We start from the raw sequence: 14,449 nt of genomic DNA, 5'->3' as shown, positions 1-14,449 counted from the left end.
GAAGAAAGGGCGTCAGCCCAACTGCCGGTAGCGCCCCTTGAAGTGCAGCAGCGGTCCGCCGTCCCCGCTCGGTACCGACGCGGCCAGCACCCGCCCGATGACGAGGGTGTGGTCACCGGCGGCGACCCGCTGCTCGGTGCGGCACTCCAGGGTCGCCAGGGCGCCGCCCACCAGGAGTGCCCCGGACGCCTCTCCGCGGACGTACGGGATGTCCTCGAAGAGCAGGCGGTCGCTGATGCGGCCCTTCATGGCGAAGCGGCCCGCGATGTGGCGCTGGCTCTCGGAGAGCACGGAGACGGCCCACAGGGGCTGTTCGTCGAGCAGGTCGTCCATGCGGGAGCCCTCACGCAGGCTGACCATGACGAGTGGCGGGTCCAGGGAGACGGACAGGAAGGCCGTCGCCGTCATGCCGACGTCCTCGCCGCCGGGGCCTTCCGGGTCCAGCGCGGGCTCGTGTGCGGTCACCAGGACCACACCCGCGGCCAGCCGGGACATGGCGGCACGGAACTCGTCGTTGCTCACCCCCTCAGCATGCACGGAGGGGGTGAGCGGAGCGGCAGAGGGAGTGTTCAGCACGCCGAAACGCTAGTCTCCGACCCCGGGGAGCCGCATCGGGCCTCGGCCCGAGCCGAGTCCTAAGTCTGGTCCTAAGTCTGGCCCTGAGCCGAGTCCTAGGTCTCGGGACGGACACAACTGCTCACAGTGTCTACACAGCGTCCAAATAAGCGTTCAGTAAACGCACGGGGGAAATGCAGAAACCCCACTCAATTGCTCATCTTCCGCTGTGACTTGAGTCACAGGAGCCATATTTTGTTGACCCTGTGTACCGAGTGGGCAGCGCGCTGTGATTCAGTGGCGTGGAAGCTATGCACGAAGCTACCAAGTAGTACGCGAGAGAACCGTAAGAGAACCAGGTACGCCGAAGACAACCCTGGAGTTGCTGCGAGGTCTCGAGGGGAGGGCGAATGGAGACCGAGTCGGAGCCCTACGTCCGTCTTGCGACCCTGCGGCAGCTCCATCAGGTGATGGCGGACATGAACACCGCGCGGAGCCTGGCGGACACGCTGCAGACCGTCGCCGACGGCGTGGTCACGGGCCTCGGCTACGAGCTGGCGTGTGTCAATCTCGTACGCCCCGACGGCGACCTCGTGGTCGCCGCGCTCGCCGGCAACTCCGCCGCCGAAGCGCTGATCACCGGCCGGGTCGGCTCCCGCACCTCCTGGGACCGCCGGCTGAACATGGGCGAGGCCTGGGGCGATCTGCGCTTCATTCCGCACACCGAGGGCTGGGTCCTCGACGACGACGACGTACCTCAGTGGTACACCGACGGGCCCGCGCCGCGCTTCGAGGACGAGTGGCACCCCTCCGACCGCCTCTTCGCCCCCATGTACACCCCGGGAATCTCCGGGGGCAGCACCGGTGAGCTGATCGGCGTCCTGTCCGTGGACCGGCCGCGCAACGGGCGGCGCCCCGGCGCGTGGGGACGCGAGGCGCTCCAGATGTACGCCTTCCAGGCCGCCATCGCCATTAGCAACGCGCGTCTACGAGCCAATATGCAGCGCGCCCTGGTCCGGCTCGAGCGGGAGCAGCAGGCCCTGCGCGCCAGCGAGGAGAGCTTCCGGCAGGCCTTCGAGTACGCCCCCTCCGGCATGGCCATCGCCGAGATGGGCGGCGACCAGCACGGCCGCATCCTGCGCACCAACGACGCCCTGTGCCGCCTCCTGGGCCGGCCCGCCTCCGCGATGCGCCGCTACTCCTTCTCCGACCTCGTGCACCCCGAGGACATCGGCACCCTGCTCCGGACGTCCGCCGAGGGCGGGCGCGCCGAGCTCAGACTCGGCCGCCGCGACGGCACCTACGTCTGGGTCTCGCTGCGCAACTCCGTCGTCGCGGACGCCGCCGACGGCCCCCGCTTCCTGCTCACGCACGTCGAGGACATAGAGGAACGCAAGCGCCGCGAGCTCCAGCTCGCCCACCGCGCCTCGCACGACTCGCTCACCGGCCTGCCGAACTCGGCCGAGCTGCGCTCCCGCCTCGGCTCCCGCCTCTGCCAGCGCCCCGGGGCCCTTCAGCCGGGCACGGTCGAGTCGCTGGACGCGGCGTACGGGCACGGCCCGTTCGCGGACCAGGCGGCCGAGCACAACTCCTACGACAACCACCTCGGCGGCGGCGCGGGCAGCGCGGGCAACGGGAGCGGGCACGGGTTCGACCTCGGGCCGGGCTTCGAGGCGTACGACGCCTTCGACCACCATGTGCACACCATCGCGCCCGAGGGTGAGACGGACGACGGCACCAAGGGGCTCGCGGTGCTCTTCTGCGACCTCGACGGCTTCAAGTCGATCAACGACCGCTTCGGGCACAACGCGGGCGACGCGGTGCTCATCGAGGTCGCCCGACGCCTGACCAACGGTGTCCGGGACGGCGACACGGTGGCCAGGCTCGGCGGTGACGAGTTCGTGGTGCTCGCCGACGGGCTCGGCCGGGCGGACGCGGCCGACCTCGCCGTACGGCTACGGAACGCGATCATCCCGCCGATCCGTGTGGACGGCCGGGCCGTCCGGGTGGGCGCCAGCTTCGGCATCGGGTGGGCACACTGTGGCATGACGGCGGACGAGGTCTTGAAATCCGCTGATGAACGGATGTACGTCGAGAAACGGTCTCGTCCCAAACAGCATCGGCGTGCCGGATAAGTCACAGGTCAGTGGGTTGATGCGGTGAAGCCCACCCGTTTGGTCCCCTGGGAGCGGGTAGGCTCGCTATTCATCCATGTACCGCATCTGAACCGCACCTGTTGAGGAGACCAAGGGATGACGCCCGGCAACAACGGCGCGAGCACGCCCGAGGACGACGACCCGTTCGGCTATCTGTACGCCGACGGTCAGGCCAACGGCGCCACTCCGCCCAGCGGAGGCGGCGGCTACGGCTACCCCGGCTCGGTCAACCGGGTGCGGGCGGTCGGCGAACGCCAGTACGGACAGCAGCAGCCCGGTTACGGCCAGCAGGCTCCGACCGCGCAGTACGGCCAGCAGGCCGCCCCGACGGCACCGTACGGCCAGGTGCCGCAGCAGGGCGCCTACGGGCAGCCGAACGCGCACTACGCGGCGCCCGAGACGGTCCCCGGCGGGGCTCCGACCGGCCGGCAGTCGTCGGGAGGCGGCCGCGGCCGTGGACCGAACACCAAGGGCCTGCTGATCGGCGCCATCGCCGTGGTCGCCGCCGTCGTCATCGGCATCGGCGTCGCCATGATGAACGGTGACTCGAACGACAGCAGCAAGGTCACGACGGGCGGCGACGCGACGTCCTCGGCCTCCGAGAGCGCCTCCCCGAGCGCGTCGGCCTCGGAGTCGGCGGCCGCCGGGGAGCTCCCGAAGATCGACGCGAAGGCGCTGAACCTGGGGACGGGTGTCACGACGGCGTCGGACGTCGAGGGCGCCAAGTCCGACGGCGGCACTTACGTGACCGGCCTCAACACCCCCGGAGCCTCGGTCACCTGGACCGTCAACGGCATCCCCGACGACGGTACCTACACCCTCTTCGCCCGCTACAGCGCGGCCGGTGCCGACGGTTCGATGACGCTCACCGTCAACGGCAAGGTGTTCGGCTCCAAGCTGGGCATGAAGAACTACGCGCACGCGGCCGACGGTGACTTCGCGAAGGGCTGGACGAAGACCTACTCGTGGCCCACCCTCACCAAGGGCACCAACACGATCACCATCTCCTGCGGGGACGGCGACAGTTGCAACGTCCTCCTCGACCAGCTGTCGCTGAAGCAGGGTCAGGTCACGAAGTAGCGGGGCGCTGCGGGCGGCGGCTATCAGGCCGCCGTGGCGTCCGCCGCGACCGTGATCTGGTCGAGCAGGGTGTCGTACGCCTGGCGGTCGAACTCGCCCGCCACGGGGGCCAGTACGGTCGCCGTGGCGAGGGCGACGGCCCGGGCCAGGCGGTCGGGCCAGGGAAGGTGTTCCACCAGGCCGGACAGCAGGCCCGCGACCGCGGAGTCACCCGCGCCGGTCGGGTTGCCGTGGACGCGGCGTGGTGGGGTGGCGCGCCAGAGGCCGTCCGGAGTGTGGGCGACCAGGCCCTGGGCCCCCAGCGAGGCCACGACGGCGTGCGCGCCGCGCCTGCGGGCGTCCCGGGTCGCCTGCAACGGCTCGTGGGACCCGGTGAGTTCGGCCAGTTCGTCGGCGTTCGGCTTGACGATGTCGGGGCGGGCGGCGATGCCCCGGCGCAGGGGTTCGCCGCTGGTGTCCAGGAGGACCGGGACGGCCGCCGCACGGGCGGTGCGGATCAGCCCCGCGTACGCGCCCACCGGCACCCCCGGCGGCAGGCTGCCGCACAGGGCCACCGCCGACGCGGAGCGCAGCAGCACCTCGTAGGCCTCCTGGAAGGCCGCCCACTCGGCAGGGGTGATCTCCGGTCCTGGTTCATTGAGTTGAGTCGAGTCACCCGTCGTCGTGTCGACCACGGCTATCGTGCGGCGCGTCGCCCCCTCGACCGGGATCAGCGCGTCCACCACCCCGGGTGTGTCCGCGAGTTGGTCCCGCAGGGCGCGGCCCGTCACGCCGCCCGTGAAGCCCGTGACCGTCACCTCGTGGCCGAGGGCGGCGAGCACCCGGGCCACGTTCAGGCCCTTGCCGCCGGGGCGTTCGGTGACCTCGGTCACCCGGTGCGCGGTGTGCGGGCGCAGGGACCGTACGCGATAGGTGATGTCGAGAGCGGTGTTCGGTGTGACCGTGAGGATCACCTGGACCGACCTCCCCCGATGAATGCGCTGGCCGACAGTTTCGAGTTCCGGAGAATCCGGAGGCTCGATCATGCCAAAGACAACGGCGGTCGGCCCAGTCCCGGGACGACCGCCGTACGTCACATCGCGTTCCAACCGAAGGGCGAATCAGCCCAGTTGTGGGTCAACCACCCATTCGCCCCGGCGCATGACGCCCTTGAGGGCGAACTCCGCGTCCAGAACCACCAGGTCGGCGTCCTTGCCGGGTTCCAGCGAGCCCACCCTGTCGTACAGGCCGAGCAGGCGGGCCGGGTTGGCGGACAGGGCCGCGACGATGTCCTCGACCGGCAGCCGGTCGACGGTCACCGCCCGCTGGAAGGCGCGGTCGAGGGTGAGCGTGGAGCCCGCGATCGAGCCGCCCTCCACCAGCCGGGCGACCCCCTCGCTGACCTCGACCTCCAGCGGGCCGAGCCGATAGCGGCCGTCGCCGAAGCCCGCCGCGTCCATGGCGTCCGTGATGAACGCCACCCGGTCCGCGCCCGCGTGATGGAACGCCAGCTGGAGCGCGGCGGGGTGGAGGTGGGTGCCGTCGTTGATCAGCTCGACGGTGATCCGCTCGTCCTCGAGGAGGGCGGCGATCGGGCCGGGCGTGCGGTGTCCGAGCGCGGGCATGGCGTTGAACAGGTGCGTGGCGACGGTCGCGCCCGCGTCGATGGCCTCCACCGTCTGCTCGTACGTCGCGTCCGTGTGCCCGATCGCCGCGATCACCCCGTGCTCGGCCAGCAGGCGTACGGAGTCGATGCCGCCCGGCAGTTCGGTGGCGAGGGTGACCATGCTGGCCCGGCCGCGCGCCGCGTCGATCAGCTTGCGGACCTCGGCCGGGTCCGGGTCGCGCAGCAGCTCCTCGGAGTGCGCGCCCTTGCGGCACGGCGAGATGAACGGGCCCTCGAAGTGGATGCCCGCGATGTCGCCCTGCTCGGCCAGCTCGGAGAGCAGCCCGGCGCGCTGGGCGAGGCCGTCCATGTCGCCGGTCACGGTCGAGGCGACGAGGGTGGTGGTGCCGTGCAGCCGGTGGGTGTGGACGCCCTGGAGGACCTCCTCGACGGTCCCGGAGGTGAAGGAGGCACCGCCGCCGCCGTGGTTGTGGAGGTCCACGAAGCCGGGGACGAGCCAGTGGCCCGACAGGTCCAGTGTCCGCGCCGACGAGGGCGCGCTCCCGGCGATGCGTGTGCCGTCGACGATCACACGACCGTCGTCGACGACTCCGGTGGGCAGTACCACCCTGGCACCGGCGAGAACCGTTCTAGGGGCCATCAGGTGGTTACCTCCGAAGTCGGTCGGGAAGTGGTCGGCTGATTCAGCAGGTCCCAGGCCAGCAGGCCCGCGCCCAGGCAGCCGGCCGTGTCCCCGAGGGCCGCGGGGACGAGGGACGGCAGCTTCTGGAAGGTGACGCGCCGCTCGACGGCGGCCCGTAGCGGTGTGAACAAGGTTTCCCCGGCCTCGGCGAGACCGCCACCGATGATCAGCGTGCGTGGATCCAGCAGGGTGAGCGCGGTGACGAGCCCGTCGGCGAGCGCGTCGATGGCGTCCTGCCAGACCTCCCGCGCCCGCGCGTCCCCGGACTCGACGGCCTTCGCGCAGTCGGCGGCGTCGGCCGCCGGGTCCCCGCAGGCCTTCGCCCAGGCCTGGCTGACGGCGGCGGCGGACGCGTACCGCTCCAGACAGCCGTGCTGTCCGCACGGACACGGGGTCCCGCCGGGGCGTACGACGACATGGCCGATCTCGCCCGCGAAACCGTGCGCGCCCGCCTCGACACCGCCGTCGATGCCGATCGCCCCCGCGATGCCGGTGCCGAGGGGGACGAACAGGAAGCGGTCGGCCCCCTGCCCCGCGCCGATCCGGCCCTCCGCGAGCCCGCCGGTGCGCACGTCGTGTCCGAGCGCCACCGGCACCCCGCCCAGCCGGTCGCCGAGCAGCCGGCGCATCGGGACGTCGCGCCAGCCCAGGTTGGCCGAGTACACCGCCACGCCCCGGCCGGCGTCGACGATGCCGGGGACGGCGACTCCGGCGGCCGCCGCGGCCTCGCCGAGGTGGTGCTCGCCGTACGCGCGCAGCGCGGCCGCGAAGTCGAGGATCGCGTCGACCACGGCGTCCGGACCGCGCTCGCGGCCGGTGGCGCGGCGGGCCTGGTGGAGGAGCTCGCCCTCCGACCCGACCAGGGCGGCCTTCATCCCGGTGCCGCCCACATCGAGGGCGATGACATGTCTCACGGGGACAGTGTCGCCCCTTACCCCAGGAGAGGTCTAGTCCACTCGCGTGGTGTAGACCTTGTATCCGCATTCCGAGACGGATGCAACGAACGCAGAAGCAAAGACGGGCAGCCCCGGGACAGGGGCGGCCGGGGGTTGGGAGAAGTGCGGTGCAGCGGCGTAGGGCAGGACGTAGGACGGTACTGATCGCGGCGGCGTCCGCGCTGGGCATGACGGCGGCCCTCGCGGGCTGCGGCGGCTCGGCCGGTTCCGGGGACGTGACTCTCAGACTCGTGGCCGCCGACTACGGGGACTCCAAGGCCAACAGCTCCCAGAAGTACTGGGACAAGCTCGTCAAGGCGTACCAGGCCGACCACCCCGGGACCAAGGTCGAGGTCACCGTCTACCCGTGGACGGACGTCGACCGCAAGGTCAAGGAGATGGTGGCGCGGGGTGACGCCCCCGACATGGCGCAGATCGGCGCGTACGCCGACTACGCCGACAAGGGCGAGCTGTACAAGGCCGAAGAGGTGCTCTCCATACCCGTCCAGGCCGACTTCGTCGCGCAGCTCACCGATGCGGGGAAGATGAACCGGGTGCAGTACGGGATGCCGTTCGCCGCCTCCACCCGGGTGCTCTTCTACAACACGAAGCTGTTCGCCGCCGCGGGTCTCAGCGCGCCGACGACCTGGAGCGAGCTGGCCGCCGACGCGCGGGCGCTGAAGGCCCGGGGTGTGAAGATCCCGTACGCGCTGCCCCTCGGTCCCGAGGAGGCGCAGGCCGAGACCATGCAGTGGCTGCTGAGTGGCGGCGACGGCTACACCGACGACGTCGGCACCTACAGCCTCGACTCCGCCCAGAACGTCGCCACCCTCACCTGGCTCAAGGACGACCTGGTCGGCAAGGGGCTGACCGGACCGGTCGCGCCCGCGAAGCTCAATCGTGCGGACGCCTTCGCGGCGTTCGCGCGCGGCGAGGTCGGGATGCTCAACGGGCACCCCACGCTGATGAAGATGGCCGCCGCCAAGGGCGTGAAGTTCGGGATGGTGCCGATGCCCGGCGTCAGCGGGAAGACCCGGGCCGCGATGGGTGTCGCCGACTGGATGATGGCCTTCAAGAAGAACGGCCACCGGGAACAGATCGGTACGTTCCTCGACTACGTCTACAGCGAGAAGAACGTGCTCGACTTCTCGCACGAGTACGACCTGCTGCCGGTCACGACGTCCGCGTCCGAGGCGATGGCGGCGGACAGCGACGACGCGGACCTCACCCCGTTCCTGGACGAGCTCGCCTCCTCCCAGCTCTATCCGGTCGGCAAGACGTCCTGGGCCGCCGTCAGCGCCGACATCAAGAAGCAGATCGGCAAGGCGGTCTCCCCGGACGGCAGTCCGGCCGGGATCCTCGGCTCGCTCCAGCAGACGGCGACCACGAGGGACTCCGCGGGGTAGCTCCGCTGTCGGTGGTGGGCGCTACGGTGCGGTCATGGACGAACTGAGCGGGAGGGAGCGGGGGATCCTCGCCATGGAGCGCCGTTCCTTCGCGGGGCCCGGCGCGAAGGAACGAGCGATACGCGAGCAACTCGGCCTCGCCCCCGTCCGCTACTACCAACTCCTCAACGCCCTCCTCGACGACCCCCGCGCCCTCGCCCACGACCCGATCACGGTGAACCGCCTCCGCCGCATCCGGGACACCCGCCGCGCGGAACGCTGACACCGCCTGACGTGACTCGGTGAGCCGTGGGTGCGCCCGGGGGCGCGCGGATAGGGTCGGAGCATGGGCAGCCACTCGGAAAACCCGGAATCCTCGGACGTCATGGAACCCTTGCCGACACCCGTGACCCCCGCCGGACGCGACGGCCTCGACGCCATCCTCACCCGGCCCGACCGGGCCGTCATCGCGCTCGACTTCGACGGAACACTCGCCCCCATCGTCGCCGACCCGGAGCAGGCCCGCGCCCACCCCGACGCGGTCCCCGCCCTCGCGGCCCTCGCCCCGAAGGTCGCCTCCGTCGCCGTCGTCACCGGCCGCCCGGCCGGAGTGGCGGTCCGCCACGGCGGTTTCGCGGGCGTCCCGGGCCTCGACCACCTCGTCGTCCTCGGCCACTACGGCGCCGAACGCTGGGACGCCCGCACCGGCACCGTCAACGCCCCCGCCCCGCACCCCGGCGTCGCCGCCGTCCGCGCCGAGCTGCCCGGGGTCCTCGACGGGATCGGCGCCTGGCACGGCACCTGGATCGAGGAGAAGGGCCGCGCCGTCGCGGTCCACACCCGCCGCGCGGAGGACCCCCAGGCCGCGTTCGAGGCACTGCGCGAACCCCTCACCGACCTCGCCACCCGCCACGGCCTGATCGTCGAACCCGGTCGGATGGTCCTCGAACTCCGTCCCCCGGGCATGGACAAGGGCGTGGCCCTCCTGGAGTACGTCCGCGAGGTCCGCGCCGAAGCCGTCATGTACGCCGGCGACGACCTGGGCGACCTCCCCGCCTTCGCCGCCGTCGACAAACTCCGCTCGGACGGCGTCTTGGGCCTGCTGGTGTGCAGCGGCAGCGCGGAAGTCACCGAACTGGCCGAACGGGCCGATCTCGTCGTCGACGGCCCCGCGGGAGTCGTACGCCTGCTGAAGGCATTGGCGAGTCGCCTGGACCGTTGATCCCTACTCAGCCCTCCAACTCCCGCAACTGCTCAAGAAACCACTGCGCCGGAGGCAACGCCGTCCCGGCGGCGGCCAACCGCTTCGTACGTTCCGCCCGTTCCCCCACCGGCATGGTCAGCGCCGCGTCCAGCGCCCGCGCGGTGCCGACCACGTCGTACGGGTTCACCACCACCGCGTCCTCGCCCAGCTCCTCGTACGCCCCCGCCTCCCGGGAGAGCACCAGCACACACCCCTCGTCGGAGACGACCGGCACCTCCTTGGCGACGAGGTTCATGCCGTCGCGGATGGGGTTGACGAGGGCGACGTCGGCGAGCCGGTACGCGGCCAGGGAGCGGGCGAAGTCGTCCTTGACGTGGAGGACGACCGGGGTCCAGCCCGGCGTCCCGTACCGGTCGTTGATCTCGGTCGCCACGCGCTGCACCTCGGCCGTGTAGTCGCGGTAGACGGCCAGGTCCTGACGGGAGGGGTAGGCGAAGGCCACGTGGACGACGCGCTCGCGCCACTCCGGGTGGTCCGCCAGCAGCTGCCGGTACGCCAGCAGGCCCCGAACGATGTTCTTCGACAGCTCGGTCCGGTCGACCCGCACGATCGTCCTGCGGCCCTCGCCGATCTGCTCGCGCAGCGCGGCCATGCGGTCGGCGACGTCCGCCTCGTGCGAGCGCCTGCGCAGGAAGTCCGCGTCCGCGCCGAGCCCGTGCACGCCGATCCGGGTGTCGCCGAGCCCGCCGACGAGCGCGTCGCAGCAGGCGGTGAACGCGTCCGCCCAGCGCTGGGTGAGGAAGCCGAGCCGGTCCGCGCCGAGCATGCCGCGCAGCACCTGTTCGGCGATGTCGTCGGGCAGCATCCGGAAGTAGTCGACCGGCGCCCAGGGGGTGTGCGAGAAGTGGCCGATCCGCAGGTCGGGGCGGAGTTCGCGGAGCATCCCGGGGACGAGGGTCAGGTGGTAGTCCTGGACGATCACCACCGCGCCCGGCGCCGCCTCCGCGGCCAGCGCTTCGGCGAACGCGCGGTTGTACGCCTCGTACGACGCCCACTGGCGCCGGAACTCCGCGTCGAAGACCGGCTCCAGCGGGGTCTGGTACAGCATGTGGTGGACGAACCACAGCACGGAGTTCGCGATGCCGTTGTACGCGTCCGCGTGCACGTCGGCGTCGATGTCCAGCATCCGTACGCCGTCCTCGGCGATCCCGCGCCGGACCGCCTCGCGGTCGCCGTCGCCGAGCGCCGAGCACACCCACAGGGCCCCCGCGTCCGGCCCGATCGCGGAGAGGCCCGAGACCAGCCCGCCGCCACCGCGCTTGGCGCGCAGCGAGCCGTCCTCTTGGACCTCGTAGGTGACCGGGCCGCGGTTGGAGGCGACGAGGATGTTGTGGGCGCCTTGCGTTGAAGCCATGCCTCGAAACTTAGCCCCACGTGGAAACGCTCAAACGTTCCCTTCAGCCGTATGCCGTCTGCGGGCCGGTGGGGGCTCGTCGCGCAGTTCCCCGCGCCCCTGACGGGGCGCTTCTACGCCGCCCTGCGTTTCTGGTACTCGGCGATTTCGACCATCGGGGGACGTTCCTCCGTGTCGACCGAGTAGGTACGCGGCTCGAAACCGTCCCCGCCCCGTTCGAACTGGGTGAGGGCCGGGCGGATCAGGTGGCCGCGGGCCAGCCGGAGCTGGGCCGTGCGGTAGATCGCGGCGGACATCCGGCCCAGCGCCTGCCCGTCCTGGTGGCGGTGCTTGCGCACGCCCACGTCGACCTGGGCGAGCGCGTCCAGGCCCACCAGGTGCAGGGCGTCGACCAGCATGCCCAGCTCGATCCCGTACCCGACGGGGAAGGGGAGCTGTTCGAGCAGCGAGCGGCGGGCCGCGTACTCCCCGCCGAGCGGCTGCACGAAGCCGGCCAGCTGCGGCCAGTGCATGTTGAGGAGGGGGCGGGCCATGAGTTCGGTGACCCGGCCGCCCTGCCCCGCCGCACCGCCGAGCGGACGGTCGTACATCGCCTTGACGAGGTCCACACCGGGCTCGGTGAGCAGCGGCCCCACGATCCCGGAGACGAAGTCCGAGGAGAACTCCTTCAGGTCGGCGTCGATGAAACAGACGATGTCCCCGCTCGTCACGAGGAGGGAACGCCACAGCACCTCGCCCTTGCCGGGCACGGTCGGGATGCGCGGCAGGATCTCGTCCCGGTGCACCACGCGCGCGCCCGCCGCGGCGGCCACCTGCGAGGTGCGGTCGGTCGAGCCCGAGTCGACGACGACGATCTCGTCGACGAGGGGCACCTGCTGCATCAGATCGTGGCGGATGATGGCGACGATCTCGCCGACCGTCTCCTCCTCGTTCAGCGCAGGCAGGACGACGCTCACCGAGGAGCCCGTGGCCCGTTTGGCGGACATGAGTCTGTGGAGCGGGCGATCGGTCACGGACCAGGAGCGATTGCTCAGCCAGCGCTCAGTTTCCTTCAGCACAGTCTGCGGCTCCTCACTGTCTGATCACCCGGTGTCTCACGGTGTGATCCATCTCGCGGTTCGGACGACTATCTCAACTGTCCTGGCCTTCGGTTACAGTCTTGAACAACGCGGATGACCATCGCATGTCGTAGATCATTTGCGGACCACCGCACCACCGCACGACACAACCGAATACCGCTCATCCAGAGGGGCAGAGGGATACGGCCCGATGAAGCCCCGGCAACCCTCCAGCTGGTCCTGTCACATTGATGTGGCGAGGCTCCCGGCTAGGGAAGGTGCCAAATCCGTCTCACGGCGAAGTGCGTCGTGAGGAAGATGAGGAGAAAGGGCCTCGCCTCCATGGCTGCGCAGACTGTTGCAAGTTCGACTGTTGCAAGCACCACGAACCCTGTCGCGGGCGACACCACCACCGTAGTCGGTGTGGATCTCGGACCCGCCGCCGCGCTTTCCTGCCGCGAGTGCGGGCACCGCGTGCCGCTCGGCCCGGTCTTCGCCTGCGAGGAGTGTTTCGGCCCGCTGGAGATCGCGTACGACTTCTCGGCCTACGAAACCGAAGAGCTCCGGGCGCGCATCGAAGCGGGCCCCGCGAACATCTGGCGTTATGCGCCGCTGCTGCCCGTCCCGGCCGACGTCGCCGACAAGCCGAACATCAACCCCGGCTGGACCAAGCTCGTCAAGGCCGACAACCTCGCCCGCGAGCTGGGCGTCGAGGCCGGCAAGCTCTTCGTCAAGGACGACTCCGGCAACCCGACGCACTCCTTCAAGGACCGCGTCGTCGCCCAGGCCATCGAAGCGGCCCGCGCCTTCGACTTCACCACCCTCTCCTGCTCCTCCACCGGCAACCTCGCCGGCGCCGTCGGTGCCGCCGCCGCCCGGGCCGGTTTCCGCTCCTGCGTGTTCATCCCGCACGACCTGGAGCAGGGCAAGGTCGTCATGGCCGCGATCTACGGCGGCGAGCTCGTCGGCATCGAGGGCAACTACGACGACGTGAACCGCTTCTGCTCCGAGCTGATCGGCGACCCGGCCGGCGAGGGCTGGGGCTTCGTCAACGTCAACCTGCGGCCGTACTACGCGGAGGGCTCCAAGACCCTGGCGTACGAGATCTGCGAGCAGCTGGGGTGGAAGCTCCCCGACCAGCTGGTGATCCCCATCGCCTCCGGCTCCCAGCTCACGAAGATCGACAAGGGTCTTCAGGAGCTGATCAAGCTCGGACTGGTCGAGGACAAGCCGTACAAGATCTTCGGTGCCCAGGCCGAGGGCTGCTCGCCGGTGTCCGTCGCCTACAAGGCCGGCCACGACGTCGTACGGCCCCAGAAGCCGAACACCATCGCCAAGTCGCTCGCCATCGGCAACCCGGCCGACGGGCCGTACGTGCTGGACATCGCGCGGCGCACGGGTGGGGCCGTGGAGGACGTGAACGACGAGCAGGTCGTCGATGCGATCAAGTTGCTCGCGCGTACCGAGGGGATCTTCGCGGAGACCGCCGGTGGCGTGACGGTGGGCGTGACGAAGAAGCTGATCGAGAGCGGGCTGCTCGACCCGACGCTGACCACCGTCGTTCTGAACACCGGTGATGGTCTGAAGACGCTGGACGCGGTGGCCGGTACGGGGCTGACGGCGACCATTCGTCCGAGCCTGGACTCCTTCCGGGAAGCTGGGCTTGCGTAAGCGTCGTTGTTCGTCTGCGGGCCGGTGGGGGCTGGTCGCGCAGTTCCCCGCGCCCCTAAAAGCCCTTACCTGACCGGAGGTCACAAGAATGAGCGTTTCCGTCCGCATCCCCACCATCCTGCGCACCTACACCGGTGGTCAGGCCGAGGTGACGGCCGAGGGTGGGACCCTCGGTGAGGTCATCGCGGATCTGGAGAAGAACCACACGGGTATCGCCGCGCGCGTCCTGGACGACCAGGGCAAGCTGCGCCGGTTCGTCAACGTCTACGTGAACGACGACGACGTCCGCTTCGAGCAGGGTCTGGAGACGGCGACGCCGGACGGCGCGGGCGTCTCGATCATCCCCGCCGTCGCCGGTGGCTGACCTCCTCGAGAGCCGTTACCCAGGGTGAGATAGTTACCCTGGGTAATGCCAATTACCGAGAGTTCATCGAATTGCCCCCTCCGTGAGAGAAGCGGAGGGGGCAATTCTGTATGGTTGAGCGGGGTACAGTTGGGGAACCCGCTCCACTTTGCATGCCGGGCGCATATGAGTTCGCGCCCGAAGTCCGGCAAGAAGTAGCCAAAGTGTCCCGCGCTTTTGAGCCTTATATGGCTTTTATGGGGCCCGACTTGCCCTGAATCTTCGCAAATTCTCCCTATATTCCCGATCGGTCGTGCCCGGAATTCTCGTCCGATTGACCTGTTGCAGACGGCAGTTGGA

13 protein-coding genes and 1 riboswitch are annotated in these 14,449 nt (G+C 70.4%); of the genes, 7 read left to right on the top strand and 6 right to left on the bottom strand.

From position 1 onward, the window contains the following. Nucleotides 1-12: 12 nt before the first annotated feature. Nucleotides 13-522: a flavin reductase family protein gene (locus tag OG798_RS25670; protein ID WP_267062193.1), complete on the bottom strand. Its 510-nt coding sequence runs from the start codon at nucleotides 520-522 to the stop codon at nucleotides 13-15. 443 nt (nucleotides 523-965) lie between these two features. On the opposite strand from OG798_RS25670, the gene cdgB reads away from it, so the two are divergent. Continuing rightward, on the top strand, nucleotides 966-2,690 hold the full coding sequence (cdgB, locus tag OG798_RS25665) for a diguanylate cyclase CdgB (protein ID WP_095853961.1): 1,725 nt from the start codon (nucleotides 966-968) through the stop codon (nucleotides 2,688-2,690). A gap of 117 nt (nucleotides 2,691-2,807) precedes the next feature. Continuing rightward, on the top strand, nucleotides 2,808-3,791 hold the full coding sequence (locus OG798_RS25660) for a carbohydrate-binding protein (RefSeq protein WP_267062192.1): 984 nt from the start codon (nucleotides 2,808-2,810) through the stop codon (nucleotides 3,789-3,791). Nucleotides 3,792-3,814: 23 nt separating this feature from the next. Here the strand turns inward: OG798_RS25660 and OG798_RS25655 are convergent, their stop codons facing one another. The 3 genes from OG798_RS25655 to OG798_RS25645 form a co-directional block, all read right to left on the bottom strand. After that, nucleotides 3,815-4,744: a 1-phosphofructokinase family hexose kinase gene (locus tag OG798_RS25655; protein WP_095853963.1), complete on the bottom strand. Its 930-nt coding sequence runs from the start codon at nucleotides 4,742-4,744 to the stop codon at nucleotides 3,815-3,817. 147 nt (nucleotides 4,745-4,891) lie between these two features. After that, nucleotides 4,892-6,037 (bottom strand): N-acetylglucosamine-6-phosphate deacetylase, encoded by a 1,146-nt coding sequence (gene nagA / locus OG798_RS25650; protein ID WP_095853964.1) that lies wholly within the window; start codon nucleotides 6,035-6,037, stop codon nucleotides 4,892-4,894. Next, complete coding sequence (locus OG798_RS25645; RefSeq protein WP_121415743.1) at nucleotides 6,037-6,993, bottom strand: ROK family protein; 957 nt, start codon at nucleotides 6,991-6,993, stop codon at nucleotides 6,037-6,039. Before OG798_RS25645 ends, nagA begins: the two co-directional genes overlap by 1 nt. Before the next feature lie 149 nt (nucleotides 6,994-7,142). Between OG798_RS25645 and OG798_RS25640 the strand changes: the two genes are divergently transcribed. The 3 genes from OG798_RS25640 to otsB all read left to right on the top strand — a co-directional run bounded on the left by OG798_RS25640 (nucleotide 7,143) and on the right by otsB (nucleotide 9,621). Continuing rightward, nucleotides 7,143-8,420 (top strand): ABC transporter substrate-binding protein, encoded by a 1,278-nt coding sequence (locus OG798_RS25640; protein ID WP_443053840.1) that lies wholly within the window; start codon nucleotides 7,143-7,145, stop codon nucleotides 8,418-8,420. Nucleotides 8,421-8,454: 34 nt separating this feature from the next. Next, nucleotides 8,455-8,682, top strand: a complete 228-nt coding sequence (locus OG798_RS25635) for a DUF3263 domain-containing protein (protein WP_067371767.1) — start codon at nucleotides 8,455-8,457, stop codon at nucleotides 8,680-8,682. Between the two features lie 63 nt (nucleotides 8,683-8,745). Then, the gene (otsB, locus tag OG798_RS25630) at nucleotides 8,746-9,621 is read left to right on the top strand and encodes a trehalose-phosphatase (protein WP_095853967.1); all 876 of its coding nucleotides are present in this window, start codon (nucleotides 8,746-8,748) and stop codon (nucleotides 9,619-9,621) included. A 7-nt stretch (nucleotides 9,622-9,628) separates the two neighbouring features. On the opposite strand, the gene OG798_RS25625 is transcribed toward otsB, so the two are convergent. Continuing rightward, nucleotides 9,629-11,017 (bottom strand): alpha,alpha-trehalose-phosphate synthase (UDP-forming), encoded by a 1,389-nt coding sequence (locus tag OG798_RS25625; protein ID WP_095853968.1) that lies wholly within the window; start codon nucleotides 11,015-11,017, stop codon nucleotides 9,629-9,631. Between the two features lie 113 nt (nucleotides 11,018-11,130). Then, complete coding sequence (locus OG798_RS25620) at nucleotides 11,131-12,075, bottom strand: glucosyl-3-phosphoglycerate synthase (protein WP_095853969.1); 945 nt, start codon at nucleotides 12,073-12,075, stop codon at nucleotides 11,131-11,133. A gap of 178 nt (nucleotides 12,076-12,253) precedes the next feature. Next, nucleotides 12,254-12,400: riboswitch (SAM riboswitch) on the top strand. 17 nt (nucleotides 12,401-12,417) lie between these two features. Between OG798_RS25620 and thrC the strand changes: the two genes are divergently transcribed. Both thrC and OG798_RS25610 read left to right on the top strand, forming a co-directional pair. Next, a complete protein-coding gene (thrC, locus tag OG798_RS25615; protein WP_095853970.1) occupies nucleotides 12,418-13,746 on the top strand; it encodes a threonine synthase in 1,329 nt (442 codons plus the stop codon). An 88-nt stretch (nucleotides 13,747-13,834) separates the two neighbouring features. Then, on the top strand, nucleotides 13,835-14,110 hold the full coding sequence (locus tag OG798_RS25610) for a MoaD/ThiS family protein (protein ID WP_075027028.1): 276 nt from the start codon (nucleotides 13,835-13,837) through the stop codon (nucleotides 14,108-14,110). The last annotated feature ends 339 nt before the right edge of the window (nucleotides 14,111-14,449 follow it).

It is taken from the genome of Streptomyces sp. NBC_00271, from assembly GCF_036178845.1.
Lineage (GTDB): Bacteria > Actinomycetota > Actinomycetes > Streptomycetales > Streptomycetaceae > Streptomyces.
The sequence above is the reverse complement of the archived record's forward strand: the minus strand, read 5'-3'. Positions and strand labels throughout refer to the sequence as shown.